General features: G+C 74.7%; 32 protein-coding genes. 15 read left to right on the top strand and 17 right to left on the bottom strand.

Annotated elements, in window-relative coordinates; all coding sequences use genetic code 11:
* Positions 1 to 3 precede the first annotated feature (3 nt).
* Entirely contained in the window at positions 4 to 1,029 is a 1,026-nt protein-coding gene (locus AB0C78_RS04725) for a tyrosine-type recombinase/integrase (RefSeq protein ID WP_360741656.1), read from the bottom strand.
* Between the two features lie 109 nt (positions 1,030 to 1,138).
* Between AB0C78_RS04725 and AB0C78_RS04720 the strand changes: the two genes are divergently transcribed.
* Positions 1,139 to 1,846 carry a DUF72 domain-containing protein gene (locus AB0C78_RS04720; protein WP_360741653.1) on the top strand — a complete coding sequence of 236 codons (708 nt, stop codon included), beginning with the start codon at positions 1,139 to 1,141 and terminating at the stop codon, positions 1,844 to 1,846.
* 1 nt (position 1,847) lies between these two features.
* Here AB0C78_RS04720 and AB0C78_RS04715 read toward each other — a convergent pair whose 3' ends face one another.
* The 4 genes from AB0C78_RS04715 to AB0C78_RS04700 all read right to left on the bottom strand — a co-directional run bounded on the left by AB0C78_RS04715 (position 1,848) and on the right by AB0C78_RS04700 (position 4,503).
* Positions 1,848 to 2,180 carry a YnfA family protein gene (locus tag AB0C78_RS04715; protein ID WP_360741650.1) on the bottom strand — a complete coding sequence of 111 codons (333 nt, stop codon included), beginning with the start codon at positions 2,178 to 2,180 and terminating at the stop codon, positions 1,848 to 1,850.
* A gap of 751 nt (positions 2,181 to 2,931) precedes the next feature.
* On the bottom strand, positions 2,932 to 3,153 hold the full coding sequence (locus AB0C78_RS04710) for a helix-turn-helix transcriptional regulator (RefSeq protein ID WP_360741648.1): 222 nt from the start codon (positions 3,151 to 3,153) through the stop codon (positions 2,932 to 2,934).
* Positions 3,153 to 3,644 carry a DUF2975 domain-containing protein gene (locus AB0C78_RS04705; RefSeq protein WP_360741645.1) on the bottom strand — a complete coding sequence of 164 codons (492 nt, stop codon included), beginning with the start codon at positions 3,642 to 3,644 and terminating at the stop codon, positions 3,153 to 3,155. Before AB0C78_RS04705 ends, AB0C78_RS04710 begins: the two co-directional genes overlap by 1 nt.
* Before the next feature lie 286 nt (positions 3,645 to 3,930).
* Complete coding sequence (locus tag AB0C78_RS04700) at positions 3,931 to 4,503, bottom strand: isochorismatase family protein (RefSeq protein ID WP_360741641.1); 573 nt, start codon at positions 4,501 to 4,503, stop codon at positions 3,931 to 3,933.
* Positions 4,504 to 4,622: 119 nt separating this feature from the next.
* Between AB0C78_RS04700 and AB0C78_RS04695 the strand changes: the two genes are divergently transcribed.
* From AB0C78_RS04695 to cydC, 5 genes are all read left to right on the top strand, one after another.
* Positions 4,623 to 5,750: an MFS transporter gene (locus tag AB0C78_RS04695; RefSeq protein ID WP_360741638.1), complete on the top strand. Its 1,128-nt coding sequence runs from the start codon at positions 4,623 to 4,625 to the stop codon at positions 5,748 to 5,750.
* Positions 5,751 to 5,941: 191 nt separating this feature from the next.
* Entirely contained in the window at positions 5,942 to 7,186 is a 1,245-nt protein-coding gene (locus AB0C78_RS04690) for a cytochrome ubiquinol oxidase subunit I (protein ID WP_360741636.1), read from the top strand.
* Positions 7,187 to 7,257: 71 nt separating this feature from the next.
* Complete coding sequence (locus tag AB0C78_RS04685; RefSeq protein ID WP_360741835.1) at positions 7,258 to 8,001, top strand: cytochrome d ubiquinol oxidase subunit II; 744 nt, start codon at positions 7,258 to 7,260, stop codon at positions 7,999 to 8,001.
* Between the two features lie 22 nt (positions 8,002 to 8,023).
* Positions 8,024 to 9,649 (top strand): thiol reductant ABC exporter subunit CydD, encoded by a 1,626-nt coding sequence (cydD, locus tag AB0C78_RS04680; protein ID WP_360741634.1) that lies wholly within the window; start codon positions 8,024 to 8,026, stop codon positions 9,647 to 9,649.
* Positions 9,646 to 11,361: a thiol reductant ABC exporter subunit CydC gene (cydC, locus tag AB0C78_RS04675; RefSeq protein ID WP_360741632.1), complete on the top strand. Its 1,716-nt coding sequence runs from the start codon at positions 9,646 to 9,648 to the stop codon at positions 11,359 to 11,361. Before cydD ends, cydC begins: the two co-directional genes overlap by 4 nt.
* Before the next feature lie 27 nt (positions 11,362 to 11,388).
* Here cydC and AB0C78_RS04670 read toward each other — a convergent pair whose 3' ends face one another.
* Entirely contained in the window at positions 11,389 to 12,900 is a 1,512-nt protein-coding gene (locus AB0C78_RS04670) for a PLP-dependent aminotransferase family protein (protein ID WP_360741630.1), read from the bottom strand.
* A gap of 28 nt (positions 12,901 to 12,928) precedes the next feature.
* On the opposite strand from AB0C78_RS04670, the gene AB0C78_RS04665 reads away from it, so the two are divergent.
* The gene (locus AB0C78_RS04665; RefSeq protein WP_360741628.1) at positions 12,929 to 13,822 is read left to right on the top strand and encodes an L-histidine N(alpha)-methyltransferase; all 894 of its coding nucleotides are present in this window, start codon (positions 12,929 to 12,931) and stop codon (positions 13,820 to 13,822) included.
* A 51-nt stretch (positions 13,823 to 13,873) separates the two neighbouring features.
* Here AB0C78_RS04665 and AB0C78_RS04660 read toward each other — a convergent pair whose 3' ends face one another.
* The 10 genes from AB0C78_RS04660 to AB0C78_RS04615 form a co-directional block, all read right to left on the bottom strand.
* The gene (locus tag AB0C78_RS04660; protein ID WP_360741626.1) at positions 13,874 to 14,374 is read right to left on the bottom strand and encodes a gas vesicle protein K; all 501 of its coding nucleotides are present in this window, start codon (positions 14,372 to 14,374) and stop codon (positions 13,874 to 13,876) included.
* Positions 14,371 to 14,592, bottom strand: a complete 222-nt coding sequence (locus AB0C78_RS04655; RefSeq protein WP_225992095.1) for a gas vesicle protein — start codon at positions 14,590 to 14,592, stop codon at positions 14,371 to 14,373. The genes AB0C78_RS04660 and AB0C78_RS04655 overlap by 4 nt, the downstream gene beginning before the upstream one ends.
* Positions 14,589 to 15,470 carry a GvpL/GvpF family gas vesicle protein gene (locus tag AB0C78_RS04650; protein WP_360741623.1) on the bottom strand — a complete coding sequence of 294 codons (882 nt, stop codon included), beginning with the start codon at positions 15,468 to 15,470 and terminating at the stop codon, positions 14,589 to 14,591. The genes AB0C78_RS04655 and AB0C78_RS04650 overlap by 4 nt, the downstream gene beginning before the upstream one ends.
* Positions 15,467 to 15,877, bottom strand: coding sequence for a gas vesicle protein (locus AB0C78_RS04645; protein WP_360741832.1), 411 nt, complete (start codon positions 15,875 to 15,877; stop codon positions 15,467 to 15,469). Before AB0C78_RS04645 ends, AB0C78_RS04650 begins: the two co-directional genes overlap by 4 nt.
* 51 nt (positions 15,878 to 15,928) lie before the next feature.
* A complete protein-coding gene (gvpO, locus tag AB0C78_RS04640; RefSeq protein WP_151543836.1) occupies positions 15,929 to 16,189 on the bottom strand; it encodes a gas vesicle protein GvpO in 261 nt (86 codons plus the stop codon).
* 28 nt (positions 16,190 to 16,217) lie between these two features.
* Positions 16,218 to 16,457 (bottom strand): gas vesicle protein GvpG, encoded by a 240-nt coding sequence (locus tag AB0C78_RS04635; protein ID WP_360741621.1) that lies wholly within the window; start codon positions 16,455 to 16,457, stop codon positions 16,218 to 16,220.
* Entirely contained in the window at positions 16,457 to 17,233 is a 777-nt protein-coding gene (locus AB0C78_RS04630) for a GvpL/GvpF family gas vesicle protein (protein ID WP_360741619.1), read from the bottom strand. The genes AB0C78_RS04635 and AB0C78_RS04630 overlap by 1 nt, the downstream gene beginning before the upstream one ends.
* A complete protein-coding gene (gvpJ, locus tag AB0C78_RS04625) occupies positions 17,230 to 17,673 on the bottom strand; it encodes a gas vesicle protein GvpJ (RefSeq protein WP_360741617.1) in 444 nt (147 codons plus the stop codon). The genes AB0C78_RS04630 and gvpJ overlap by 4 nt, the downstream gene beginning before the upstream one ends.
* 156 nt (positions 17,674 to 17,829) lie before the next feature.
* Positions 17,830 to 18,183 (bottom strand): hypothetical protein, encoded by a 354-nt coding sequence (locus tag AB0C78_RS04620; protein ID WP_360741615.1) that lies wholly within the window; start codon positions 18,181 to 18,183, stop codon positions 17,830 to 17,832.
* Between the two features lie 90 nt (positions 18,184 to 18,273).
* The gene (locus AB0C78_RS04615) at positions 18,274 to 19,230 is read right to left on the bottom strand and encodes a TIGR03557 family F420-dependent LLM class oxidoreductase (RefSeq protein WP_360741613.1); all 957 of its coding nucleotides are present in this window, start codon (positions 19,228 to 19,230) and stop codon (positions 18,274 to 18,276) included.
* A gap of 184 nt (positions 19,231 to 19,414) precedes the next feature.
* Here AB0C78_RS04615 and AB0C78_RS04610 point away from each other — a divergent pair, with 184 nt between their 5' ends.
* The 8 genes from AB0C78_RS04610 (at position 19,415) to AB0C78_RS04575 (ending at position 25,309) form a co-directional block, all read left to right on the top strand.
* Positions 19,415 to 20,155 carry a hypothetical protein gene (locus AB0C78_RS04610; RefSeq protein ID WP_360741611.1) on the top strand — a complete coding sequence of 247 codons (741 nt, stop codon included), beginning with the start codon at positions 19,415 to 19,417 and terminating at the stop codon, positions 20,153 to 20,155.
* Positions 20,152 to 20,403 (top strand): monovalent cation/H+ antiporter complex subunit F, encoded by a 252-nt coding sequence (locus tag AB0C78_RS04605; RefSeq protein WP_151546101.1) that lies wholly within the window; start codon positions 20,152 to 20,154, stop codon positions 20,401 to 20,403. Before AB0C78_RS04610 ends, AB0C78_RS04605 begins: the two co-directional genes overlap by 4 nt.
* A 16-nt stretch (positions 20,404 to 20,419) precedes the next feature.
* Positions 20,420 to 20,764, top strand: coding sequence for a monovalent cation/H(+) antiporter subunit G (locus tag AB0C78_RS04600; protein WP_360741609.1), 345 nt, complete (start codon positions 20,420 to 20,422; stop codon positions 20,762 to 20,764).
* Positions 20,761 to 21,156 carry a DUF4040 domain-containing protein gene (locus AB0C78_RS04595; protein ID WP_360741607.1) on the top strand — a complete coding sequence of 132 codons (396 nt, stop codon included), beginning with the start codon at positions 20,761 to 20,763 and terminating at the stop codon, positions 21,154 to 21,156. The genes AB0C78_RS04600 and AB0C78_RS04595 overlap by 4 nt, the downstream gene beginning before the upstream one ends.
* The gene (locus tag AB0C78_RS04590) at positions 21,153 to 21,845 is read left to right on the top strand and encodes an MnhB domain-containing protein (RefSeq protein ID WP_151546104.1); all 693 of its coding nucleotides are present in this window, start codon (positions 21,153 to 21,155) and stop codon (positions 21,843 to 21,845) included. Before AB0C78_RS04595 ends, AB0C78_RS04590 begins: the two co-directional genes overlap by 4 nt.
* Complete coding sequence (locus AB0C78_RS04585) at positions 21,842 to 22,189, top strand: cation:proton antiporter subunit C (protein WP_151546105.1); 348 nt, start codon at positions 21,842 to 21,844, stop codon at positions 22,187 to 22,189. Before AB0C78_RS04590 ends, AB0C78_RS04585 begins: the two co-directional genes overlap by 4 nt.
* The gene (locus AB0C78_RS04580) at positions 22,186 to 23,994 is read left to right on the top strand and encodes a proton-conducting transporter membrane subunit (RefSeq protein WP_360741604.1); all 1,809 of its coding nucleotides are present in this window, start codon (positions 22,186 to 22,188) and stop codon (positions 23,992 to 23,994) included. The genes AB0C78_RS04585 and AB0C78_RS04580 overlap by 4 nt, the downstream gene beginning before the upstream one ends.
* Before the next feature lie 115 nt (positions 23,995 to 24,109).
* Positions 24,110 to 25,309, top strand: a complete 1,200-nt coding sequence (locus AB0C78_RS04575; RefSeq protein WP_360741602.1) for a hypothetical protein — start codon at positions 24,110 to 24,112, stop codon at positions 25,307 to 25,309.
* Positions 25,310 to 25,326: 17 nt separating this feature from the next.
* On the opposite strand, the gene AB0C78_RS04570 is transcribed toward AB0C78_RS04575, so the two are convergent.
* The gene (locus tag AB0C78_RS04570; RefSeq protein WP_360741600.1) at positions 25,327 to 26,052 is read right to left on the bottom strand and encodes a hemerythrin domain-containing protein; all 726 of its coding nucleotides are present in this window, start codon (positions 26,050 to 26,052) and stop codon (positions 25,327 to 25,329) included.
* Between the last annotated feature and the right edge of the window lie 218 nt (positions 26,053 to 26,270).

The raw sequence follows: 26,270 nt of genomic DNA, 5'->3' as shown, positions 1-26,270 counted from the left end.
AACTCACCCCCGCTCCACCGGCCCCAACAACGGATGCACCCGCATCGCCGCCTCCAACTCACCCGGCAGCTCATCCCGATACCGCCCCAGCGTCGACAGATCCGAATGCCCCAGCACCCGCCGCACCGCATCCATGTCCGTCGCCGCCGCCAGCAGATGCGTCGCCGTCGTATGCCGCAACCCATGCGGCGTCACACTCCGCCGCCGCCCCGGCTCCACCCCCTCCAGCACCCGATCGATCACCGCCTGCACATCACCCCGCGCCAACCGCCGCCCCCGCCACGACAACAGCAACGCCCGCGACTCCACCCCACGATCCAGCAGCACCCGCCCCTCCGCCAGATACGCGTCCAGCACCTCCACCACCGGACGAGGCAGCGGCACATCCCGCGTCCGCCCGCCCTTCCCGAAGATCCGCCAATACCGCATCCCCCCGTTGACGAAGAAGTCCTCCGCATTCGCCCGCGTCAACTCCGACACCCGCGGACCCACCGCCGCCAGCAACAGCACGATCAACCCGTCCCGCAACTCCGTCCGCTGATCCACCCGCCGCCGCGGCGCCGGACCCGCCTCCGCCATCTCCCGCGCCGCCCCCAGCAACCCCTCCGCCTGCTCCACCGTCAACGCCCGCCGCTCCGCCCGCAACCCGCCCCGATGCTTCGGCCGCACCGTCACCGCCACCATCGGATCCAGCTGCACCCACCCCGCCACCACCGCGTACTTGAAGAACGCCGACACCGACCGCCGGAACCGCGCCTGAGACGACGCGCTCTGCAACGCACCCCCACCCTCCGGCCCCGACCCGGCCGCCGCGCGGCGCCGCCCGTCCGGCTTGCGCGCGAACCCCAGCAGCACCTCATCGACGTCCGCCCCCGTCAGATCGTCCAGCACCCGATCCGCACCCGCCAGCTCCGCGAACGTCACCACGTCCCGCGCGTACACCTCCGCCGACGCCGGCGCCAACGCCCCCGTCGAGCACTTCGCCCGAACCATCTCCGCATAACGGTCGACGGCCTCGGCCACGGTCACACGCTCAAGATCCGCAGGACGCACCCGCCGGACGCTACAACCCGCCACCGACAAACCCGCCCTCAGACGGGTACCACCGCACCCGACACCCGGGGGAGAGGAGCCGCCCGTGCTGATCGGCACATCCGGATGGCAGTACACCGACTGGCGCGACGTCCTCTACCCGACCGGCGTCCCGCAGCGCGCCTGGCTGCAACGCTACGGCGAGGTCTTCACCACCGTGGAGAACAACAACGCCTTCTACCGGCTCCCCAAACGCCCCACCTTCGAAGCCTGGCACGACAACACCCCGCCCGGCTTCGTCATGGCCGTCAAAGCCAGCCGCTACCTCACCCACATGAAACGCCTCAACGACCCCGCCGAACCCGTCGCCCGCCTCATGGCCGCCGCCGGCGGCCTCGGCACCAAACTCGGCCCGATCCTCCTGCAGCTCCCGCCCACCCTGCAGGCCGAACCCGACCGCCTCGACGAATGCCTGCGCCGCTTCCCTGACGGCGTCCGCGTCGCCGTCGAACCACGCCACCCCACCTGGTGGACCGACGACGTCCGCCGCGTCCTGGAACACCACGGCGCCGCCCTGTGCTGGGCCGACCGCCTCGGCCGCCCCCTCACACCTCTATGGCGCACCACAGACTGGCTCTACCTGCGCTTCCACGAAGGCCCCGCCGACCCCTGGCCCCACTACGACGACGCCACGCTCCGCGCCTGGGCCGACCGTCTGGACGGCGCCGACGACGCCTACGTCTACTTCAACAACGACCCCGGGGGAGCGGCCGTCCGCAACGCCCTGCGCTTCACCCACCTCACCGCCCCGTAGATCACGAACGCGGCGCGTACATGATCAACGCGACCCCGGCCAGGCAGACCAGCGCGCCGGCGACGTCCCACCGGTCGGGCCGGAACCCGTCGACCACAACGCCCCACGCCAGCGACCCCGCGACGAACACACCGCCGTACGCGGCCAGGACCCGGCCGAAGTCGGGGGAGGGCTGCAACGTCGCCACGAACCCGTAGGCCCCGAGAACGGCCACGCCCGCAACGATCCACCACGGCCCGCGATGCTCCCGCCAGCCCTGCCACACCAGCCACGCGCCACCGATCTCCGCAAGCGCAGCCAGCAAGAACAGGGCAACCGAGCGCATGACCATCATGCCGATCACCCTAAAGAGAGCCGAACCCTCCAGGGAGCCCGCCACGACACCCACACCGCCATATGGGATATAGGGGAACAAATTACGCAAACCAGACAGAATCCAGCTTCTGTCTGGTTTGAGATCAGAAGAGAACGCGCGCCGCAACCGGACTCTGCAACGACGACCCCGACCCAACCTTGATCATCGACAACGTCGCCTAGATCAACCGCCAGCCTGGGCCGGGGAGTGGCCAGCACCTTCCCGGACGCAAGGCCCGATCCTCTCAACGCCAGATGCCCATGCGGCATACCACACAGCACACTCCGGCACCCGTCCAACGAGCGCCACCTCGGCACTCTGAGCCGACCGAGGCCCAGGCTGACCGACCCAGTGAACGCCTGAACGCCGTCTGCGCCACGATCTCCAACGCAGCTTCGCGGAACCTGGCGGCGGCATCCTTGTCGGCCCGTGCAGTCGGCCATGAGCCGTCGCACCACGAGCCGCCTAAGCAACGGCGGCATCCAGGACGGCCGGCGCCACGGCGCGAGCCGTCGTGGTTCGCCGCGACGCCGCACCGGCCACCGCGCGCGACCATCTTGCGGCCGATGCCCCTTTCGTTCCAGCTCTCGCAGATGGTCGATAATGAGCATTATGTTAAGTAGAGGTGAGGTCGCGCTGCGAGGAGCGGGCGCCGCCGCCACGTGTATGCGATCCACATGCCGTGTCACGGGCCGGTAGCGCCAGGCACTTTCACGCCTGCCCGGGCGCGTCATGCGCCCGCGGCGTCCTCGGTCTCCCAGCGCAGCAGGTCGCCTGGCTGGCACTCGAGCACCTCGCAGAGCGCGGCGAGGGTCGTGAAGCGCACGGCCTTGGCGCGGCCGTTCTTGAGGACCGCCAGGTTGGCGGGCGTGATCCCGACGCGGTCCGCGAGCTCGCCCACGGACATCTTCCGTTTGGCCAGCATCACGTCGATGTCGACGGCGATCGGCATCAGATCACCTCGTCCAGCTCGGCCTGCATCTGCGCCGCTTCGACGTCCCGCGCGACGGCCTGGGCGAGCAGCGTCCGCAGCACGAGCACGATGAGCGCGACCCCCAGGATGGCCAAGCCGACCCCGGCCATGATGACCGTGACGCCCGGGTCGTCTCGCTGGCCGGGCGCGTTGAGGGCCGTGACCGCGAACCACACGAGCGCGGCCGCCACGATCGCGCCGATGATGACGTCCACGTACCGGAAGGCGGCATGGGAGAAGACGGTTCCGCGTCGCACCATCGTCACCAGCCGCCACACGCAGACCCCGATGACCTGGACCGCCCCGATGCCCAGGATCGTGATGACGCGTAGCGGGGTCAGCGGGAGCGACCCGTCTTCCGGGTCGCTCCCGCTGACCAGCGTCCACACCATCAATGCCTGTACGGACACGGTGCCGACGAGCCCCACCAGGAGCACGGCGCGCAGCGCGCGCACTGTCAGCTTTCCCATGGCCCACCCTTCCATCGACTCACGATGGGAATCTATCGAGTTTCGATAGATCTGGGCAAGAGCTGGGGCGGAGGAGCCGGGTTCGCACCGTGGTGGGGCCGCCTCCCCCACCCGCCGGGCCGGCATCAGCCCCCGGCCGCAGGCACCGCCAGTCGGGCGACGCGCATGGCGCGTGACCTGCAGCGGGATTCTCGCTTCGCAGTTCTCCCCCAACCTCGAGCCCGGACGTCCACGCGACGAGCGATGGAGCTGAGGCTTCGCTGGCCGGGTAGGCGGGGCGTTTGGTTCAGGTCGCTTTGGTGGCGGGGTGGGTGAAGGTGATGCTCTCGGCGGAGGCGACGGCGGCGGTTCGGCCGGGGGCCTGGTGGTATTGCCAGTAGAGGTTGGTGTGGGCGATGACCTGGTCGGGCGGTGGTGCGCCCCAGGCGCTCTGGTCTTGGGTGGTGTGGGCGCCGCCGACGAGGGTGACGTCGTAGCCGCGGGTGAAGGCGCCGTGGATCGTGGAGCGGATGCACGCGTCGGTCTCGGCGCCGGTGACGATGAGCTGCCCGACCGCGGCCGCGGCGAGGACGTCTTCCAGGTCGGTGTCCTCGAAGGAGTCGCCGTAGATCTTGTGGACGAGCGGCTCGGACTCGTGGCGGGTCAGTTCGGGGACGTAGTGCCAGGCGTCGGTGCCTTGGGTGAGGTGGTCGTCGGAGTGCTGGACCCAGATGACGGGGGCGTTGTGGGTGCGCGCCTTGTCGATGAGGGTGGCGATGTTGGTGATGACGGTGTCGCGTTTGTGGGCGCCGGCCATGACGCCGTTCTGGACGTCGATGACGAGCAGTGCGGTGTTGGGGCGGTCCGGCAGTGTGGTCATGTGGTGCTCCCCTGTGCGGGTTGGTTCGGGGGCAGGTTATTGGGTGGCGCTGACAGTGTCGGGGTGCTTAGGGTCGCGGTATGACGTGGCGATGTTGATGCTTCTCCCCCGGGTCCGGGTTGGCGCGAAGGCTGTACGTTTACGCCTTCCTTGAGGACTTCATCCTTATTTATCCGGTCTATTCGGTGCTGTTCGCCGAGGCCGGACTGTCGGCCGCCCAGATCTCGTCGCTGTTCGCGGTCTGGTCGGTGACGGGGTTCGTCGTCGAGCTGCCCGCCGGGTTGTGGGCGGACGTGTTCTCGCGGCGGTCGCTGCTGGTGGCCGCTCCCCTGCTGGCCGGCGCGGGTTTCGGGCTGTGGGCCTTCGTCCCGTCGTATCCGGCGTTCGCGGCGGGGTTCGTGTTGTGGGGTGCGGGGTCGGCGCTGCGGTCGGGGGCGTTGCAGGCGCTGGTTTACGAGGCGCTCGAGCGGTCGGGGGGCGCGGGTTCGTACGCGCGGTTGATCGGGCGTTCGGAGGCGGTGTCGCTGCTGGGGGTGGTGGCGGCGAGTGCGGTGGCGTCGCCGGTGCTGGCGGTGGGTGGTTACCGGTTGCTGGGTGTGGCGAGCGTGGCGGCGTGCGTGGGGTGTGCGGTGGCGGGGTGGTTCCTGCCTGAGGAGCGGGTGGCGCGGATGGACGGCGGGTTGTCGGTGGTGGGGGTGCTGCGGGACGGTGCGGCGCAGGTGAGGCGCGATCCGGCGGTGCGGGGTGCGTTGGTGCTGGCGGCGGTGGTGACGGGGGTGACGTCGGTGGACGAGTACGTGCCGTTGCTGGTGCGGTCGACGGGTGTGGCGGCGGTGTGGGTGCCGTTGCTGGTGCTGGTGGTGACGGTGGGTGACGCGGTGGGCGGCTGGGTGGCGGGGCGGGGTGTGCGGTGGCTGGGGCCGGTGCTGGGGGCGGGTGCGGTGCTGCTCGCGGCGGGGTCGGTGGGTGAGTCGGTGTGGGGTGTGCCGGTGGTGGCGGTGGCGTTCGGGGCGTTCCGGTGGTCGGTCGCGGCGGTGGACGCGCGGTTGCAGGAGCGGGTGGGCGACGGGGCGCGGGCGACGGTGACGTCGTTGGCGGGGTTCGGGACGGAGGCGGTGTGCATGGCGGTGTTCGGCGGGTATGCGCTGGGGTCGGCGTGGGCGGGGCCGGGGGTGCTGATGGCGGTGGCGGCGGTGCCGTTCGGTGTGGTGGGCGTGGTGGTGTGGGCGGCGGCTCGGCGGGGCTAGGACGAGGCTAGGGGCGGGCTTCTCCGTTGGGAGTAGGCACGGCGGTGGTGTACATCCCGGGTTGTAGGGGGCGGGGGTCCGGTACGCGAAACGCGCAGTGCGGTTCGGGGCTTGCGCAGGATCCGCGGAGGGGGTGCGGGGCCGGATGATCGGGTCGTGGTTGCCGCCGATCGTTCGTGGGGGTTGTGCTGATGGATCCGCTGGTGCTGGCTCGGGTGCAGTTCGCGTTGACGGCCGGCTCGCATTTCCTGTTCGTGGCGTTGACGCTGGGGCTGGCGACGCTGGTGGCGTTGATGCAGACGCGGGCGACGCTGTCGGGCGGTGCGGTGCATGCGCGGATGACGCGGTTCTGGGGCCAGCTGTACGTGGTGAATTACGCGGTGGGGATCGTCACGGGGCTGGTGATGGAGTTCCAGTTCGGTCTGAACTGGGCGGGGATGTCGCGGATGACGGGCGGGGTGTTCGGGGCGCCGCTCGCGCTGGAGACGATCGCGGCGTTCTTCGTCGAGTCGACGTTCCTGGGGTTGTGGATCTTCGGGTGGGATCGGCTGAACCGGTGGGTGCATCTGGGGTTGATCTGGGTGGTGACGCTGACGGCGTATCTGTCGGCGTATTTCGTGCTGGTGGCCAACGGGTGGTTGCAGCGTCCGGTGGGTTACGAGATGCGGGACGGGGCGGCGCGGCTGACGGACGTCGGGGCGCTGCTGACCAATCCGACGGCGCTGCTGGCGTTCGCGCACGTGCTGTTCGGGGGGCTGCTGACGGCGGGGTTCTTCATGGCGGGGGTGAGCGGTTACCACCTGCTGCGGCGGACGGCGGAGGTGGAGTTCTTCCGGCGTTCGATGCGGATGGGGCTGGTCACGGTGATGGCGGCGGTGATGCCGGTGGTGGTGGTCGGGGGGATGCAGTACCAGTACCTGCAGCCGACGAAGACCGGTGGTGATGACGCGGCCGCGGCGGTGGCGGACTTCACGGCGCGGTTCGGTCCGGGCGATTACATGGCGCCGGGGCTGGCGGGCGTCGGTGAGGGGGTGATGACCGGGCTGTGGTCGCTGATGATGTTCCTGGCGCTGGCGGCGCTGGTGAAGGTGTGGTCGGGGCGGTGGCTGGTGCGGGGCCGGGTGTTCCACGTGGTGATGGTGTGCGCGGTGCCGCTCCCCTACGTGGCGATGCTGTCGGGCTGGGTGTTCCGTGAGGTGGGGCGGCAGCCGTGGATGGTGTACGGGGTGCTGAAGACGCGGGACGCGCTGTCGCCGGGGGTGGGTTCGGGGACGATCACGGTGTCGTTCGTGGCGTTCACGGCACTGTTCGCGGTGCTGGTGGGGGTGAACGCGTGGTTGCTGGCGCGGTTCGCGCGGCGGGGGCCGGACGGGGCGGCGCTGGGGGCCGCTCCCCCGGTGGCGCCGTCGGCTCCGGCGGTGTCGGCGACGTTCTGATCCTCGGTTTCGCGACGGTGCGGGTTTCGTGACGGTGCGGGTTTCTCAACGGTGGGACGGGAGTGTGCGTGATGGAGTCTCTGGCGGTCGTGCTGCTGGCGGTGTTCGCCGGCGGGTATCTGGTGCTGGCGGGTGCGGACATCGGGGTGGGGATGCTGCTGCCGTGGCTGGGGCGGGATCAGCGGGAGCGGCGGGTGGTGATCGCGTCGTTCGCGCCGTTCTTCCTCGGGAACGAGGTGTGGCTGGTGGCGTCGGCGGGTCTGGTGGCGGGGGCGTTCCCGGGGTTGGAGCACCGGCTGCTGGCGGATCTGTATCCGGTGGCGGCGGCGCTGCTGATCGGGTGGGTCGTGCGGGACATGGGGCTGTGGCTGCGGGGCCGGGTGGACGCGTCGGGGTGGCGGACGGTGTGCGACGGCGCGGTGGTGGCGGGGAGCTGGGCGCTGGGGTTGGCGTGGGCGTCGCTGCTGGGGTCGGTGCTGGGCGGCGGGGGGTTGAACGCGGGGAGCGTTCTGGGGTTGCCGCTGGTGGTGCTGTTCGCGTGGCATGGTGCGGGGTTCGCGCGGTTGCGGTTGTCGGGTGATCTGGCGGTGCGGGCGGCGCGGGGTCGTGGCCGGTACGGGGTGTCGGCGCTGGTGCTGGTGGTGGCGTTGGCGGCGGCGGGGTTGCGGCTGCCGTGGTCGGAGGTGGTGGCGGAGGGCGGCGGGTTGTCGTTGACGGCGGTGGGTGCGGCGGTGCTGCTGCCGTTGCTGGCGGCGTCGCAGGCGCTGGTGTGGCGGACGTTCTGGGGGCGTGTGGACTCCCCCTCCTACCTGTGAGCGGGGGGTCGAGGTGAAGGGTGTGGAGCGGCGCCTGCTGGGGCTGGTCCCCCGGCGGGTGCTGGTGGGGCTGGGTGTGCTGGCGGCGGGTCAGGGTGTGCTGCTGGTGGTGGCGGCGGGTCTGCTGGCGCGGGCGGTGGCGGGCCTGGACGCGGGGGTGCTGCCGTGGCTGGTGGCGGCGGTGGCGGGCCGGGCGGTGCTGGCGTGGGTGTCGTCGCTGGTGGCGGGGCGTGCGGCGGCCGGGGTGAAGGAGGGGTTGCGGGAGGCGCTGCTGGCGGGCGGTGCGGCGGACGCGGGGGCGCGGGTGACGTTGCTGACGCGGGGGCTGGACGCGGTGGACCCGTTCTTCACCGGGTACGTGCCGCAGTTGCTGACGGCGTGCGTGGTGCCGCCGCTGGTGGTGGCGCGGCTGGTGGCGGCGGACTGGGCGTCGGCGGTGGTGGTGCTGGTGACGTTGCCGCTGGTGCCGGTGTTCGGTGCGCTGGTGGGGTTGCGGACGGCGGCTTTGACGGGGCGGCAGTGGGCGTCGCTGCATCGGCTCGGCGGGCATTTCCGGGACGTGGTGGCGGGGCTGTCGACGTTGCGGGCGTTCGGGCGGACGGGTCATCAGTCGCGGGTGGTGCGGGCGCTGGCGGAGGAGCATCGGCGGGCGACGACGGGGGCGCTGCGGGTGGCGTTCCTGTCGTCGCTGGTGCTGGAGCTGGTGTGCGCGTTGTCGGTGGCGTTGGTGGCGGTGCCGGTGGGGTTGCGGCTGCTGGAGGGCGGGATGGCGCTGTCCACGGGGTTGCTGGTGCTGGTGCTGACGCCGGAGGCGTATCTGCCGTTGCGTGCGCTGGGGGCGCGGTTCCATGCCAGCGCGGAGGGGGTGGCGGCGGCGCAGGAGGCGTTCGCGGTGCTGGACACCCCGTCCGCGCCGGCCCCGGGACGGGCCGTCGTACGCGAAGGCGTGCCGGAGATCGTGCTGGAGCGGGTGACGGTGCGGTATCCGGGTGCGGAGCGGGCGGCTCTGGAGGAGGTGTCGTTGCGGATCGGGGCGGGTGAGCGGGTCGCGGTGACGGGGCCGTCGGGTGCAGGGAAGTCGACGTTGCTGCTGGTGGTGGCGGGGTTGGTGGCTCCGGTGTCGGGGCGGGTGCTGGTGGACGGGGTCGATCTTGCGGAGCTGGATCCGGTGGCGTGGCGGCGGCGCCTGGGGTGGGTGCCGCAGCGTCCGCATCTGTTCGCGGCGTCGGTGGCCGACAACATCCGGCTCGGTGATCCGGACGCGGGGCGGGACCGGGTGGTGGAGGCGGCGCGGGCGGCGGTCGCCGACGGGTTCGTCGCGGCGATGCCGCGGGGGTATGCGACGGTGCTGGGCGAGGGTGGTGCGGGGGTGTCGGCGGGTCAGCGGCAGCGGCTGGCGGTGGCGCGGGCGTATCTGGCGGGCGGTCCGGTGATGCTGCTGGACGAGCCGACGGCGCGGCTGGACGTGGCCAGCGAGCGGGCGCTGGTGGAGGGTGCGGCGCGGCTGCTGGAGGCGCGGACGGCGCTGGTGGTGGCGCATCGTCCGGCGCTGCTGTCGCTGGCGGACCGGGTGGTGCGGCTGCGGGACGGCCGGGTGTCGGAGCCGGCGGGTCGTGCGGGTGTCGTCGAGGAGGGCAGGGCGGCGTGAAGGGGGTGTGGGGCGCGGTGCGGCCGCATGCGGTGCGGCTGGTGGTCGCGGCGCTGGCGGGCGTGGCGGCGGAGGTGTGCGGGCTGGCGCTGGTCGCGACGGCGGCGTGGCTGATCGCGCGGGCGTCGCAGCGTCCGGAGCTGGCGGTGCTGTCGGTGGCGATCGTGGCGGTGCGGGGGTTCGCGCTGGCGAAGGGGTCGCTGCGGTACGCCGAGCGGCTGGCGGGGCATGACGCGACGTTGCGGGCGCTGGCGGAGCTGCGGGGACGGGTGTTCGACGCGCTGGCGGCGCGGCGCCGGGCCGAGCCGGGCCTGCGGGACGGTGGGGCGCTGACGCGGATGGTGTCGGACGTGGAGGCGGTGCAGGACCTGCTGCTGCGGTGCGTGCTGCCGGGGGTCGCGGCGGTGGTGTGCGGGGTCGTGGGCGTGGCGGTGTGCGGGCTGGTGGCGCCGGGCGCGGCGGTGGTGCTGGCGGTGGGCGTGCTGGTGGCGGGGCCCGTGCTGGCGGTGGTGGCGGCGGGTGCGGCCGGGCGGGCGGCGGCGCGGGTCGCGGCGGGGCGTGAGGAGCTGGCGGTGCGGGCGCTGGACGTGCTGGAGGGCGCGGCGGACCTGAAGGTGTTCGGTGCGGACGGGCGGTTCGCGGCGGCGGCCGGGGATGCCGCGGCGGGGCTGCGGCGGGCCGAGCGGGCGGCGGCGCGGGTGTCGGCGCTGGTGGCGGGGGCGGGTGTGGCGGTGCAGGGGTGCGTGGTGGCGGCGGTGGTGTGGGCGGCGCTTCGGGGCGGTGCGGACCAGGTGGGGGCAGCGGTGGCGGGTTTGTCGGCGCTGGTGGCGGTGGAGGCGGCCCTTCCCTTGGCGGCGGCCGCGCAGCGGTTGCGGGAGGTGCGGCCGGCGGTGCGGCGGGTGGAGTCGGTGCTGGCCGCTCCCCCGCCTCCGCGTCCGGTGCGTCCGGTGGCGGTGCCGCGGGGGCCGCTGGCGGTGGAGCTGCTGGGTGTGCGGGTGTCGTACGCCGGCGGTGGCCGGGCGGCGCTGGACGGGGTGGATCTGCGGGTGGAGCGGGGCCGCCGGGTCGCGGTGGTGGGAGCCAGCGGCGCGGGCAAGAGCACGCTGCTGGCGGCGGTGGCGGGCGAGGTGGCGCCTGAGGCGGGTGCGGTGCTGATCGGCGGGCACGACCCGTCCGCGTACGGTGCCGGGGACGGGCATGGGGATGGGCGGGGCGTGGTGCGGGGGCTGATGCAGGACGCGCACGTGTTCGCCGGGTCGGTGCGGGCGAACCTGCTGCTGGCGCGTCCGGACGCGAGCGAGGGCGAGCTGGAGGCGGCGGCGCGGCGGGCGCGGTTCCTGGAGGTGGTGGAGGCGCTGCCGGGCGGGTGGGACACGCCGGTCGGGACGGGCGGGCACGGGTTGTCGGGCGGGCAGCGGCAGCGGCTGCTGCTGGCGCGGGCGCTGCTGGCCGATCCGCCGGTGCTGGTGCTGGACGAGCCGGCGGAGGCGCTGGATCCGGTGACGGCCGACGCGGTGACCCGGGATCTGCTGGCGGCGCCGGGCGGCGGGACGCTGCTGCTGGTCACGCACCGGCTGGCGGCGCTGGGCGCGGCGGACGAGGTGGTGGTGATGGACCGCGGCCGGGTGGTGCAGCGGGGCCGTCACGACGAGCTGGTGGCGGTGCCGGGCCCGTACCGGGATCTGTGGGACGCCGAGCTCCTGGCCGCCTGACCCCGCCCGGCGCGGTGCGGGCGGAGGTCAGGTGAGGTCGCGGAGGGCGGCGGCGATCGCGGTGACGCCGTCGTCGATGGCGGAGGGGGCGGTGGCGGCGTAGCCGAGGACGAGGCCGGGCGGGCCGGGCCGTTGGGCGTGCCAGGACAGCGGCTGGGTCTTCACGCCGCGTTCGAGGGCGGCGGCGGCCAGGTCGGCGTCGCGCAGGCCGGGACGCTCGGGGAAGGTGACGAGCAGGTGCAGGCCGGCGGCGGCGCCGTGCACGACCGCGCCGGGCAGCCGCGCGCGGATCGCGGCGATCATCGTGTCGCGGCGGGCGCGGTGGCGGCGGCGCAGCGTCCGCAGCTGCCGCTCCATCTCCCCCGACTCCATCAGGTCCGCGAGGACGAGCTGGGGCAGCGCGGCGTTGCCGAGGTCGGCGAAGCGCTTGGCGTCCACGAGCGCGTCGCGGTGGCGGGGCGGGGCGAGGACCCAGCCGGTGCGCAGCGCGGGCGCCAGCAGCTTGGAGACGCTGCCGGCGTAGAAGACGCGGTCGGTGAGCAGGGCGCGCAGGGCGGGGACGGGCGGCCGGTCGTAGCGGTGCTCGGCGTCGTAGTCGTCCTCGATGATCAGGCCGCCGGCGGCGGCCCAGTCCATCAGCGCGCGGCGGCGGGCGCCGTGCAGGACGGTGCCGGTCGGGAACTGGTGGGCGGGGGTGAGCAGGACGGCGGGGGCGCCGGTGCGGTGCAGGGCGTCGACGCGGACGCCGCGGTCGTCGACCGGGACGGGCGGGGTGCGCATGCCCCAGTGCCGCAGGTGCTGGCGGGTGCCCAGGGAGCCGGGGTCCTCGACGGCGACGGCGCCGACGCCGTCGGCGCGCAGCACCTGGGAGAGCAGGCCGAGGGCCTGGGCGGTGCCGGCGACGACGACGATGTCGGCGGGGTCGGCGCGGATGCCGCGGTTGCGGGCCAGCCAGCCGGCGACGGCGGCGCGCAGGGCGGGGGTGCCGCGCGGGTCGCCGTAGCCGAAGGACGGTGCGGCCAGCGTGGACAGGACGCGGCGTTCGGCGCGCAGCCACGCGGCGCGGGGGAAGGCGGCCAGGTCGGGGACGCCGGGTGACAGGTCGATGCGGGCGGGTGCGGCGCGCAGGACGTCGAACGCCTCGGCGCCGGGCCGGCCCGCGAACACCGACTCGGGCGTCTCGGACGTCTCGGGCTGCTTTGGCCGGTCGGGGGCGCGGCCGGGCGGGGGCGGCGGGGCGGTGAGGGGCGCGGCGACGACGATGGTGCCGGCGCGGCCGCGGCCGGCGACGTGGCCGTCGTCGATGAGCCGCTGGTAGGCGTCGGTGACCACGCCGCGGGAGACCCGCAGGTCCGCGGCCAGGACGCGGGTGGCGGGCAGCCGGCTGCCGACGGGCAGGCGGCCGTCGCCGATCGCCTCGCGCAGCCGCCGGGCGAGCCACGCGGCCAGGCCGCCAGGCGGTGCCTCGGCGGTGTCGAGCTGCAGGAAGTCCGACCCCGTTATGGACTGGTCGGACGCGCCGCCATTGGACCTGTGCATCAGGCCATTGTGGCGGCACGGTGGGCCCATGGAAACAGCGACCGCTCCCGGGCGCCCCCGCGGCCAGACGCCCGGCTATGTCCACGGCTATTCGGCGCACGAGTCGCGGCGGCTCGGCGACCAGGCCGACACCCTCGCCGCGCTGCTGCACGGCCCCGCCGGCGGGCGGCCCGGCACCGCCTACCCGCCGGGCGCCCGCGTCCTGGAGGTCGGCTGCGGCGTCGGCGCCCAGACCGTCCACCTGCTGGAGTCCTCCCCCTGCGCCGACCTCACCGCCGTGGACGTGTCCGCCGCGTCGCTCGCGCAGGCCCGCGAGCGCGTCACGGCCCGGTTCCCGCGAGCGCGGGTGCGGTGGCTGCGGGCCGACCTGCACGACCTGCCGTTCCCCAGCGGCGCGTTCGACCACCTGTTCGTCTGCTTCGTGCTGGAGCACCTGCGCGACCCGGCCGCCGCGCTCGCCGGGCTGCGGCGGGTCCTGCGGCCCGGCGGCACCCTCACCGTCATCGAGGGCGACCACGGGTCGGCGTTCTTCCACCCCGACAGCGCCGCCGCCCGCGCCGCGATCGGCCACCAGGTCCGGCTGCAGGCCGCCGCGGGCGGCGACGCGCTCATCGGCCGCCGCCTGCACCCCCTGCTGACCGCCGCCGGATACCGGCAGGTCGAGGTGCGGCCCCGTACCGTGTACGCCGACCAGAGCCGCCCGGCGCTGGTGGAGGGGTTCACCCGCAACACCTTCACCGCGATGGTGCGGGCCGTCCGCGACGACGCGGTCGCCGCGGGCCTGACCACGGCCGAGGAGTTCGACCGCGGCATCGCCGACCTGGACCGCACCGCCGGCGACGGCGGCACGTTCCACTACACCTTCTTCAAGGGCACCGCCGTCAACCCCGACGACCGGCCGGACGGGGAGCCGGCGCGCTGAACATGCTGGAGCCCACCGCGACGGGGGCGGGCTCCAGCAGGGTCACCCGGGTCACTCGGGCAGCAGCGGGCCCAGCGGGCCGAGGTCGAGGTTCAGGTCGCCGTCCTGCAGGTCGAAGTGGTCCTTCAGCCGGGTCATCGCCTCGTCCAGCCGCATCAGCGCCAGGCCGAGCCGCTCGATCTGCTCGTCGGTGAGGTCGCCGCCCTCCGCGCGGCGCAGCGCCTGCCGCTCCATCAGCTGCCGGATCAGCTCCACCAGCGTCAGCACCAGCTTCACCAGGTCCCGCTCGACGGTCTCGGGGTCGGTGCGCAGCCGCTGCATCGTCCGCGACGACCGTTCCCGCAGGGCGTCGGCGTGCGCGGACGCGCGGGTCGCGCGGACCGGAGCGTCGGCGGACGCGCCGCCGGTGCGGCCGGCGAGGATGTCGTCGGTGAGCGGGTCGCCGGCGGCGGGGTCGCGCACCGACACCTCGCCCGACACCGGTGCGCGCTCCCCGCCGCGGCCCGGCCGGGTCGCGTCGCCGGGGCGGCGGTCGCGGGGCGTGGGGTTCACGGTTCCTCCTCGCGTAGCAGCTCGTCGCCGCGCAGCAGCTCGTCGCGGACGGAGGTGACCAGCGCGCGCAGCGACACCCGCACCAGGTCCACCTCGGCGATGGAGATGACCAGGTCACCGGCGATCATCACGCCGCCGGCCAGCAGCCGGTCCAGCAGGTCGACCAGCGCGACCCGCTCCATCGGGACGTCGCGGCCGGTGTCCAGGACGGCCGTCACCGGCCCGCCCCCTCGGGCGCCCCTGCGGGGTCGGCGTGCCCGTCGGCCGCGGGGTCAGTGGTGTCGATGAAGGAGTACGGCGGCCAGGGCCCCGTCACCTCCACCTCGATGCCCGGGCACCGCTCCCCCGCCGCGCGCGCCGCCTCCGCGAACGCCGCCGCGTCGCCCTCCTCCAGCAGGTAGGCGACGTTGAGGATCTGCACCCCCGCCCGGCCCGACAGCTTGGGGTCCTGCGGCGGGTGATGGCGAGCGGCGACCGCGAGGCCGGCGAGACGGTCGTGGATCGCCGCCGCCTGCTCGCCGACCTTGCGGCCCGCGTCGGCGCGGCGGCGCCGCTCGTCCTGGCGGCGCCGCAGGTACGCCGTCCCCGCCCCGGCCTGGGGCGCCGGTTCGGGCGCGGGCTCGGGAGGTTCGGCGGGTTCGAGGGCCTCGCGGTGCGCGTAGGCCTTGACGCCCCACTCGGCGCGGCCGGTCACCCGGTCCAGCGCCCGCGCGAACGCCTCGCCCTGCTCGGCGAGCACCTGCGCGACCCGCGCGTCGTCGCGGTAGAGGGTGGCGATCCGCACCGGGGCGGTCGGCGCGGCGTGCGCGGCCAGGTCCACCACGTCGTGGTGGGCGCGGGCGGTCGCCTCCAGCCACGCCAGGTCCTCCAGGTTCTCCCGCAGCGCGGCCTCGCCGTACTCCTCCAGCCGCACGGTGCTGACCAGCGCGGTCAGCGTCCCGGCCGGGACGGTCCGCACGGGCGCGCCGCCCACGCCGGCGACGCCGTCCAGAGCGGCCGGGTCCAGGCCCCGCGCCACCCCGTACAGGTAGACGGCGAGGCCGTCACCGGCGGCGGTGCCCTGGCCGGTCGCCAGGTCGGTCGCCCTGTCGGTCACGATCCGGCCTCCTTTCCTTCGCTGCGCCGCGCCCCGGAACGCTCGGAACCGCCGGAACGCTCGGTGTCGGCGGCCGCGGTGGCGCCGTCGCCGGCCTCCAGGGCGGCGAGCCGCTCGCGCAGCCGCCGGTTCTCCTCCAGCAGCTCGCGGTCCGCGGCGCCGTCCACGCGCCCGTCCCCGCCGGAGCGGTCGGTGCGCGCCTTGGACGACAGCGACGGGTCGTGCTCCCACCAGTCGATGCCCATCTCCCGGGCGCGGTCGACCGAGGCCACCAGCAGCCGCAGCTTGATCGTCAGCAGCTCGATGTCCAGCAGGTTCACCCGGACGTCGCCGACGATCACGATGCCCTTGTCCAGGATCCGCTCCAGCAGGTCGGCCAGGTTCGCCGACTGCCGCTCCCCCGCCATCGACTTGGCGGGGCCCCGCGACCCGGTCCAGGAGATCTCGCTCAATGGTCCTCAGTCCCTCTCCACTCGTCCGCGCGGGTACCGGCGGACGCGCCGGTAGGACACCAGTTCGCCGTCCGCGTCGACCTCGGTGTCGTAGATGGCGAGGATGTCGGCGGAGTCGGGGATGCGGTGGGTCTCCACCACCTCCACGCACACGCGCCAGCCGTCCTCGCCGGCCCGCTCGAGCCCGACGACGCTCTCGGCGGCGCGCCCGGTCATCGCCGTCACGTGCTCGGCCGCCCGTTTGGCGGCCTCGGACGCCGACATCATCACTGGCCTCCCTCCACACGCCGCGCCGCTACAGGCCGCGGGCGCGGCCCTCGTGCAGGCGGGCGATCAGTTCCTCCTCGCGGGCGGCGGCCTCGTCCTCGCCGATCTCGCCCGCGGCGACCTCGTCGGCGATCTGCTGCATCTCCGCGGCGATCCTGCCGGGGTCGTACAGCTGCTGCTCGGCCTGCTCGGTGAGCACCTCCGCCAGCCACACCACGCCGCGCACGGGCGCCAGCGGCAGCGTCACCAGCCCGGTGAACAGCCCCATCACGCCTCCGGGACGAAGTCGTAGGGCGGCAGCGGCCCGATCAGCCGCAGCCGCACCCGGTCGGTGTGCGCCTGGCCGAGCTTCTCCACGGCCTTCTCGAACTCCTCGCGCCGGTCGTTGCGGACCAGGAACGAGACGTCCAGGACGTCCTCCTCGCGGGCGGGCGTCTTGCGGACGAACGCCTCCGCGGCGGGCGCGGCCGCCTCCAGCAGAACCTGCCCGTCGCGCTCGCGGCGCCGGTCCATCGCCTGCGCGATCAGCTCGCCGAGCCGGACCTGGTCGTAGTAGACGGCGTCGGCGACGTCCGCGGGGACCTCCCGCAGCCGCCGCGACAGCTCGGCGACCTCCGGCTCCTGCTCCATGATCTCCCGCAGCACGGTGTCCTGGACGTAGGTGGCCTTCAGCCGCAGCTCCACCCGGCCCTCGAGCTGGTCCATGACCTGGCCGAGCCGGTCGGAGTTGCCCTCCAGCAGCTCCTTGCGGACCGCGCCGCGGTCCGACAGGGCGGCGCCGAACCGGAACGGCAGCACCACCAGGCCCGCGTCCAGCAGGGCGTTCAGCACCCGCTGGTGCGCCACCAGGTCGGCGCGCTCGCCCAGCGGGCGGCCCGCCGGCAGGTCGCTGACGACCGCGGCGCAGCGGCCGCCGTCCTCCACCAGGGACACGGGCCGGTCGTCCAGGCCCGCCACGTCGGCGGGCAGGGACGCGCCGGACCGCGTCACCCCGTACACGTACTGGGGGGTCTTGTCCTCACCGGGTTCGTTCGGGGAGGTCATTCGTCGTCCTCCTTCTTGCGGGACGACCGGCGCCGCGCGGGCTGCTTGTCCTCGTCCTCGTCGTCGTCGTTGGAGCCGCCGCCGAAGGTCTCCTTCAGCCGCTCACCGGCGCCTTCCAGCGCGCCCCTGGTCTTCTTCTTCGCGCCCGACTCCTGCATGCCCTCCACGAACTGCGGCAGGCCCTGCGAGGTGCCGTCGTGGGCGATGTCGAGCCGGTTCACCGCCTTGGCGAACCGCAGATAGGTGTCGACGCTGGCCACCACGATCCGCACGTCCACCGTGAGGATCTCGATGCCGACCAGCGACACCCGCGCGTAGATGTCGATGACCAGACCCTTCTCCAGGATCAGGTCGACGACGTCGGCGAGGCTGCTGCTGCCGCCACCGCCGCGCTGCACGGTGCTGGTGCCCGAGGTCTGCTGGGCGATCGGCCCAGTCATGTCATCTCCTTGTCCGGGGGAAAACGTTCGTGCACCCCTCTACCCGCCTCGACCTGTCTAAACGGGCATTCCGGTTTCGGTCAGGCGCCGGTCAAGCGGCATGCCGCGCCCCCGGGACCGTCGCGCCGGACGGTCCCGGGGGCGTGAACGCGCGGGTCAGCGCTTGGTGCGGCGGCCGATCACGATGCCGGCCGCGGCGGCCGCCGCCACCGGCGCCGCCTTCAGCAATCGGTGCAGCGTCAGCAGCCGCGCGAGCCCGGCCACCCGGCCCGGCAGCGCCGCGACCTGCCCGCCGACCTGGCCCGCCACCTGCCCGGCGCCCTCGCCGGCGGAGCGGGCGGCGCCCGCTGCGCCGCGCGCGGTGTCCGTGCCTGCCGCGGCGGCCGACTTCGCACCGGACGCCGTGCCCGAAGCCGCGCCCGAGGCGGCGCCGGACGCGGCGGTGCCGGCGCGCGCGGCGTTCTTGCTGATCTGACCGGGGCCCTTGCCGGGCACCGAGGGGGTGTTCATCCTCATTCCTTCCATCGGGGGGATCTCGGGGGTCTCAGGGGATCTCGGGGGTCTCAGGGGGTTTCAGGGGGTTTCGTCTCGCGCAGGGGGTCAGCTGCGCAGGCGGGGCAGCACCTCGCGGGAGTAGAAGTCGAAGAAGCCGTCCTGCTCGGGCCCGATCTGCGTGACGAACACGTCCTCGTACCCGGCGTCGACGTAGGCGCGCAGCGCCCGCGCGTGCACCTCGGGGTCGGGGCCGCACGGCACCCGCTCGGCGACCATGTCCTCGGTCACCAGCTGCGCCAGCTGCCGGAACTGCCGCGGCTGCGGCAGCAGCTGGTTCGCCTCGCCCGGCAGGTAATCGCTGGCCCACAGCCGCAGCGCGGTCCGCCGCGCCCGCGCCTCGTCGGGCGCCCAGCACGCCTTCAGCCCGCCCTGCACCCGCTTGCCGTCGCCGCCGGCGTCGCGGAACACCTTCACCAGGTCCGCGTCCGGCATCATGCAGATGAACCCGTCGGCGATCCGGCCCGCCAGCGTCGCCGCCTTGGTCCCGAACCCCGACATGTAGATCGGGGGCGGCTCGTCCGGGACGGTGTACAGGCGGGCGGTGTCGAGGCGGTAGTGCTCGCCGCGGTGGGTGACCAGCTTGCCGGTGAACAGGCGCCGCATCAGCGCGACGGCCTCCTCCAGCATGTCCATCCGCTCGGCGGCCGGCGGCCACCGCGAGTCGATGATGTGCTCGTTGAGGAACTCGCCGGTGCCGACGCCGAGGGTGAACCGTCCACCGGTCAGCAACGCGCACGTCGTCGCGGCCTGCGCCACGATCGCCGGATGGGTGCGCACCAGCGGGCACGTCACCGCGGTCCCGACCGGCAGCGACGTCGCCTGCGAGATCGCGCCGATCACCGACCACGCGAACGACGCCTGCCCCTGCTCGTCCAGCCACGGGTGGAAATGGTCGGAGATCCACAGCGCCTCGAACCCGGCGTCCTCGGCCAGCCGCGCCTGCCGCACCAGCTCGCCCGGCGCGTGCTCCTCGCTGGCCAGGAAGTACCCGAACCTCGCCATCCCCGTCCTCCCTCACAAGCGCGGCGTGCCGGACGGTCCGTAGCGCGCCCTACCCCGCCGGACGCACGCAAACATCCCCGCACACACCCCAGACCGGCACGAACCGCCCCACGTGCGGGGGTGCGCGGGGGCCGCGCGTGCCGCCGATCACGGTTGGAACCGTCCGCTCGGGTATGCGGAACGCATGACGCCGCCCACCCCGGGACCGCCCCCGCAGCCGCCGGAGCGCCCGCCGCCGCTCCCGCAGGCCGGGCCGCGGGCCGCCCGCACGATCCCGCTGACCCGCGGCGGCCCCGCCCGCGCCGCCGCCGAACCGCTGGCCTGGTGGGCCGTGCTGTTCGCGCTCTACCTGTCGCTGATCTCCACGATCGACATCATCGAGATCACCGTCGGCGCGGTCGTCGCCGCGTTCGCGGCCGCGGTCGCCACCGGCGGGCGCCGCGCCCTGTTCAGCACCGGCACCGCCGGCGACCCCGCCGGGCCGCGCAGCCCCGCCGCCGACCTGGCGCCCGGGCTAAGGCCCGTCCCGCCCGCCCGCCTGGCGGCCCCGCTGGCGCTGCTGCCCGCCCAGATCGTCGCCGACAGCGCCCGCGTCGCCGTCCTCGGCACCTCCGGCGGCACCTGGACGCGGCTCGGCGTCGCGCCCGGCGCCGCCAACCGGGGCACCGCCACCCTGCTGGTGTCGACCTCGCCCGCCACCTACGTCGGCGGCGTCGACCCCGAGCACGGCGTGCTGACCGTCCACCGCCTCACCCCGCACCCGTCGCCGTTCGAGCGGAGGCTGCGCGCCACCGGCCTCGTCCGCTCCCCCGACGACGAACACGCCTCCGACGACGAACACGCCTCCGACGACGAACACGCCTCCGACGACGAACACGCCTCCGACGAGCGGCCCTCCGACGGCGGCGGGAGGGGGACGCGATGAGCATCGCCGTGCCCGCCCTGGTGATCCTGGTCGCCGCCGTGCTGCCCGCGCTGCTGACCACCTTGCGCGGACGCCCCGCCGACCGGCTCGCCGGCCTCATCGTCACCGGCCCCCTGGTCACCCTCGTGCTCGCCCTGCTCGCCTCCGCCTACGGGCGGACCTCCTACCTCGACGTCGCCCTGATCCTGGCCCTGCTGTCGTTCGCCGGGGCGCTGGTGTTCGCCCGGTTCTTCAGCCGGACCCTGTGAACCGAACGGGAGGCCCATGACCCTGCTCGCCGACACCCTCACCTGGGCCGGCACCGCCGTGTGCGTGCTGGCCGGGCTGCGGCTGGCGGTCACCCGCGGCGCCGCCGCCCGGCTGCACGCCGTCGCGCCCGTCACCGCGCTCGCCGCGCCGCTGCTGCTGGCCGGGCTGGCCCTGCACCCCTGGTCGTCCTGGCACGACGTCGTCAAGATCGCCGTGATCGGGGTGCTGCTGGCCGCCACCGGCCCCGCCACCGTCGTCACCGCCGGCCAGGCCGTCGCCCGCGCCACCGGCACGGGCGCAGGCACGGGTGCAGGCCGCCCGGGGAGCGCAGGCGGCGCGCGGGACGGGGAGCCGTCGTGAGCGACCCGTTCTCCGGCCCGCTCGCCGACGCGCTCATCCTCACCGCGCTCGCGCTGACCGTCCTCATGGCCACCGCCGTCGTGCTGACCCGCCACCCCGCCCGCCAGGCCGTCGTCCTGTCGGGGTACGGGATGGTCCTCGGCGTGCTGTTCCTGGTCCTGCAGGCCCCCGACGTCGCCATGTCGCAGATCGGCGTCGGCACCGTCGTCGTCCCCCTCATCGTCGTGCTGGCCCTGCACGCCACCAGCCGCCACCGCAAGGGCGGCGACACCGGCGAGGACGACCGCCGCCCCGACCACGACACCTCCGGCACCGCCACCGACAGCGCCACCGGCACGGCCTCCGACAGCGACCCGGCGGGGCGGGGCGCGGCCGGTGGGGACGCCCCATGAGGACCCGCACCCGCACCCTGCTGTTCGCCGCCGGAGCCGCCGGCGCCGCCGCCCTGTTCACCGCCGGCGCCCTCGACCTGCCCCGCTTCGGCGGCGCCGTGCACCCCTACGGCGACCGCGCCGTCCGCCAGGCGCTGCGCGAGTCGACCACCAACACCATCTCCTCGGTCAACTTCGACCAGCGCGCCTTCGACACCATCGGCGAGGAGCTCATCCTGATGGCGTCGGCGATCGGCGCGGTGGTGCTGCTGCGCGTCGTCGGCAAGGAGGCCGAGGACCAGGGCGCCGCCCACCGGCACGGACCCGCCGAGGTGTCGGACGCGCTGCGCATCGTCGGCTACCTGCTGCTGCCCGTCACCCTGCTGATCGGCGTCTACATCATCGCGCACGGCGCCCAGTCGCCCGGCGGCGGATTCCAGGGCGGCGTCGTCCTCGGCACCGCCGTCCACCTGCTGTACCTCGCCGGCGACTACCCCGCCCTGCAGCGGCTGCGGCCCATCCCGGTGTTCGAGTCGACCGAGGCGCTGGCCGCCGGCGTGTTCGTCGCGATGGCGCTCGCCGCCGCCGGCGCCGTCCCCGCCCTCAACGGCGCCGTCGGCGTCGAGGTCGGCTGCGCGCTGGTCCTGCTCATCGGCAAGTTCTTCGAACAGGCGCTGCTCGTGCGCGAACCACCCGGAGGGACCCCGTGAGCCACCTGCCCTACCTGGCCGCCGGCTGGATCGTCATCGTCGGGATCTACGGCATCGTCACCAGCCGCGACCTCATCCACGCCGTGGTGTGCCTGTCGGTCACCCAGTCCGGCACCTACGTGCTGCTGCTGGCGATCGGCTACCGCGACGGCGCCACCGCCCCCGTCTTCTCCGACCGCCCGCCGCACGGCCGCCCCGTCACCGACCCCGTCGTGCAGGCCATGACCCTCACCGACATCGTCGTCGGCGCCACCGTCACCGCCCTGCTGCTCGCCCTGGCCGTCCAGGTCGCCAAGCGCCGCGGCACCATCGACCCCGGCGAGCTGAGGTCCCTGGAATCGTGATCCTGCAGCTCACCATCGCCGTCCCCATCCTGGCCGCCGCGCTGCTGGCCACCGCCGGGCGGTGGCTGCCGCGGCTGGTCGTCGACGTCGCCGCCGTGCTGGCCGTCGCCGCCGTCGCCGCGCTGGCCGCCCTCACCCTCACCCGCGCCCCCCACCACGCCCAGGTCAGCTGGCTCGGCGGCTGGGGACCGGCCACCGGCGTCGGCATCCCCCTGGTCGCCGACCCCTTCGCCGCCGGCCTCGCCCTCATCACCGCGCTGCTCACCCTCGCCGCGCTGCTGTTCTCCTGGCGGTTCTTCACCGAGGTCCAGGCGATCTTCCACACCCTGATGCTGCTGTTCCTGGCGGCGATGGTCGCCTACGTCTACACCGGCGACCTGTTCGACGCGTTCGTGTTCTTCGAGCTGATGAGCGTCGTGGCGTTCGCGCTCACCGGCTACCGCTCCGAGGAGCCCTCCACCGTCCACGGCGCGCTCAACTTCGGGATCATCCAGTCGATCGGCGCCTACCTCACCCTCGCCGGGATCGCCCTGGTCTACGCCCGCACCGGGCAGCTCGGCCTGGCCACCGCCGGACGGCAGCTCATCGGCACCGGCAACGGGCACGGCGGGCACGGCGACGCGCTCGTCACCGCCGCGTTCGTGCTGATCTGCACCGGCTACCTGGTCAAGGCGTCCGCCGTCCCGTTCCACTTCTGGCTCGCCGACGCGCACGCCGTCGCCCCCACCCCCGTCTGCGTGCTGTTCTCCGGCATCATGGTGCCGCTCGGCGTCTACGGCATCGCCCGCACCTACTGGGCGACGTTCGCCGGGCTCGTCCCGCTGCGCGCCATCGCCGTCCTCGGCGCCGCCGCCGCGCTGCTCGGCGCCGTCATGTGCGTCCTGCAGCACCACATCAAGCGGCTGCTGGCCTACTCCACCGTCAGCCACGTCGGGCTGCTGCTGGTCGGCGTCGCCGCGCACGGGCCCGATGCCCTCGCTGGCACCGCCTACTACCTCGCCGGGCACGCCGGCGTGAAGGGCGCCCTGTTCCTGGCCGCCGGCGCCCTGCTCAACCGGCACCAGACCGTCGACGAGCACGAACTGCGCGGCCGGGGCCGCGGCATGCCCGTCACCGGCGCCACGTTCCTGCTAGGCGCGCTCGGCCTGGCCGGGATGCCCCCCTCCGGGCTGTTCGCCGGGCACGCCGTCACCGAGCACGCCGCCGAGGAGCTCGGCTGGTGGTGGTTCACCCCGCTGGCCATCGCCGCGTCCGCGCTGACCGCCGGCGCCGTCCTGCGCGTCTGGCTCGGGGTGTTCCGCGGCACTCCCGCCGAGGAGGACCCCGCGCGCGGCGCCCGGCCGGACGCCGGCGGCGGGCACGAGGACCCCGAGACCCGCCCCACCCTGCGCAACCTGCCCTGGACGATGGTCACCCCCGGCCTGGTCCTGCTCGCCGCGGCGCTGCTGGCCGGGCTGATCCCCGGCGGGCCCGTCGGTGCCGCCGCCGCGATGTTCACCGACCGCGACGGCTACGCCGCCCTGGTCCTGGACGGCCGCGTCCCCCACCCCAACTCCGTGCCCGCCGACCCCTGGACCGCCTCCGGCGTCGCCGGGTTCCTGGCCACCCTGCTGCTGGCCGCGCTCATCGCCGTGCACGCCGTGCGGCGCCGGTCCTCCGACCGCACCGGCGGCGGGATCCTCGCGCGCGCCGCCGCCGCGACGTCCGCGCGGCTGCACGCCCTGCACTCCGGGCACATCGGCGACTACGCCGCCTGGCTCACCGCCGGCGTCGCCGTCCTGGCCCTGCTCACCACCCGCTTCTGACCCGCCCCCACCCAGGGCGCGGCCCACCGGCGCGGCCGGGGTTGCCGCCGCACGCACCGGCACGCGACCCTGGCACCCGGAAGCCGCCGCACCCCCAGAGGGGAGGGACCGCCGCATGAACCCCCGCACGGCCCGCCCCGCACCCGCCGCCCCGCCCGCACCACCCGGGCGCGGCACCCTGGGCCCGCCCGCCGCACTCCTCACCGCGGCGCTGCTCACCACCGCCGCGATCGTCACCGTCCTGCTGTACCAGCGGCCCCCGCACCCGACCGGCGCCGCACCGCCCGCCCGCGTCCTGTCCCGCTACGAGACCGCCGCGCCCGGCAACACCATCGACCGCGACTGCGGCTACAGCACCCCCCTCACCGGCCACCGCAGCCTCTGGCTGTTCTGCGACTCCACCTGGAAGGGCACCCGCCCCGGCCTGTGGCTCGGCGCGACCGCCGCCACCGGCACCGCCGCCCCCGGACGCGTCCCCACCGACCTCACCGAACTCCCCACCCCCGGCACCCCCGAGACGGCCGCGCCCGGCGACGGGCCGCCGCAGGCGCTGCTCGCCACCCCGCCCGGCCTCCAGCTGCCCGGCGGCGCCCCCTGCCACATCCCCGGCACCGCCTACAGCGCCTCCTGGATCTCCGGCGCCGCCCCCATGCCCGCCGACGGCACCGTGCTGCTCACCTACACCGACGTGTGCGTCCACGGCACCACCATCACCCCCCAGGGATACGGAATCGCCGCCTACCGGCCCGCCGACCGCACCCTGCAGGGCCAGACCCGCGTGTTCACCGTCCCCGGCGGCCTGCCGTTCCAGCTCACCCTCGGCTCCCCCGTCCTGCGCGACGGCCACCTCTACCTGTACGGGTCGGCCTGCGACACCTGGACGGTCGGCGCCTGCGCCACAGGCCGCGTCACCCTCGCCCGCGTCCCCGCGAACCCCGCCGCCTGGCGCGACCCGTCCGCCTACCGCTACTGGTCCCCCACCGGGTGGACGCCCGACGCCTCACGCGCCCAGACCATCGCCCCCGGCGCCGCGCCCGCCGCCGTCCACATCGCCGACTACACCGCCGCCGGCCACGGCCTGGTCCTCATCGAGCAGCGCGGACTGGACGGCCGGTACCGGCTGTGGCGCGCGCCCGCCCCGCAAGGCCCCTGGCGCCCCGCCGGACAAGGCGCCGTCCCCTGCTCGGGCGGCACCGGCAACGACCAGTGCCGCGCCTTCATCGGCCACCCCGAGCTCAGCACCCCCGAAGCACTGCTGATGTCGTACTACAACCCCGCCGACCGGCACGTCACCGTCCGCGCCGTCCCCTGGTGACACTGCGGGGCCGGTCGTCAGACGCTCCACAGGCGGCGCCTGCGGTAACGCGGCTCCCACCGCATCCGGTTCAGCTCCCGCACCTCCCGCGGCAGCGCCGTCAGGAACCGGCTGCGTTCCAGCGGCGCGATCCCGTCCACCATCCACGGCACCGTCCCCTCACCGCACCCGCCGCCGCCCGACGTGCACGCCGACACCGCGTCGCCCGCGAACCCCGCCCAGTCCGCCGGGCCGAGCACCCGCCGCGCCAGCGCCAGCACACCCGCCTCCTCGTGCCGCAGATGCACCTCCAGCGCCGCTCGCAACGCGCGCACCGCCGCCACGACCTCACCCGCCCCCTGGCCGCCGTCCTCCAACGCGGCGTCCAGCGCCACCACCAGCGGCCCGATCCCGGCGTACTCCGACCGCAGCTCCGACACCACCCCGAGCTCCGGCGCATGGCCCGCCACCGCGCGCTCCACCCGCGGCCACAACGCGCCCTCCTGCAGATCGTGATGCAGGCGCAACTGCTGCTTCAGGTTCTCCCAGCCCGCCCGCACGTGCGGCGCGTGCGCCCGGCCCGCCGCCGCTGCCGCCGCCAGCCGCTCCAGATCCCGGCGGAACGCCGCATGCCCCGCGCGCGCGAACACGTCCACGAACGCCGGCCCGGCCAGACCCAGCACGCCCGCGGCCGCCCGCCCGGCATCCGGCTCGGCCCACGCACCCGCCGCCCCACCGGGCGGCGCGATAGAGAAAGTGTCCATACCAGGATGAGGGCTTCGGACCCCTCGAATGTGACAGGTTCGCACCGAGATCCAGCTCACGTCCGAGGGCGTGGCCCGTCAGCCCTCCGGCGGGGCGACGCGGGCGATCGCCGCCTCGATGCCGTCCAGGACGAGTCGCAGCCCGCCCTCGAACGCCTCCCGCGCCGCCAGCTCCAGATACGACGCCCCGCCATCCGCCTCGCCATCAGCACCGCCAT

Source organism: Actinomadura sp. NPDC048394 (genome assembly GCF_040651755.1).
GTDB classification, from domain to species: domain Bacteria; phylum Actinomycetota; class Actinomycetes; order Streptosporangiales; family Streptosporangiaceae; genus Spirillospora; species Spirillospora montaniterrae.
This window is presented reverse-complemented; position numbering and strand designations above follow the sequence as displayed.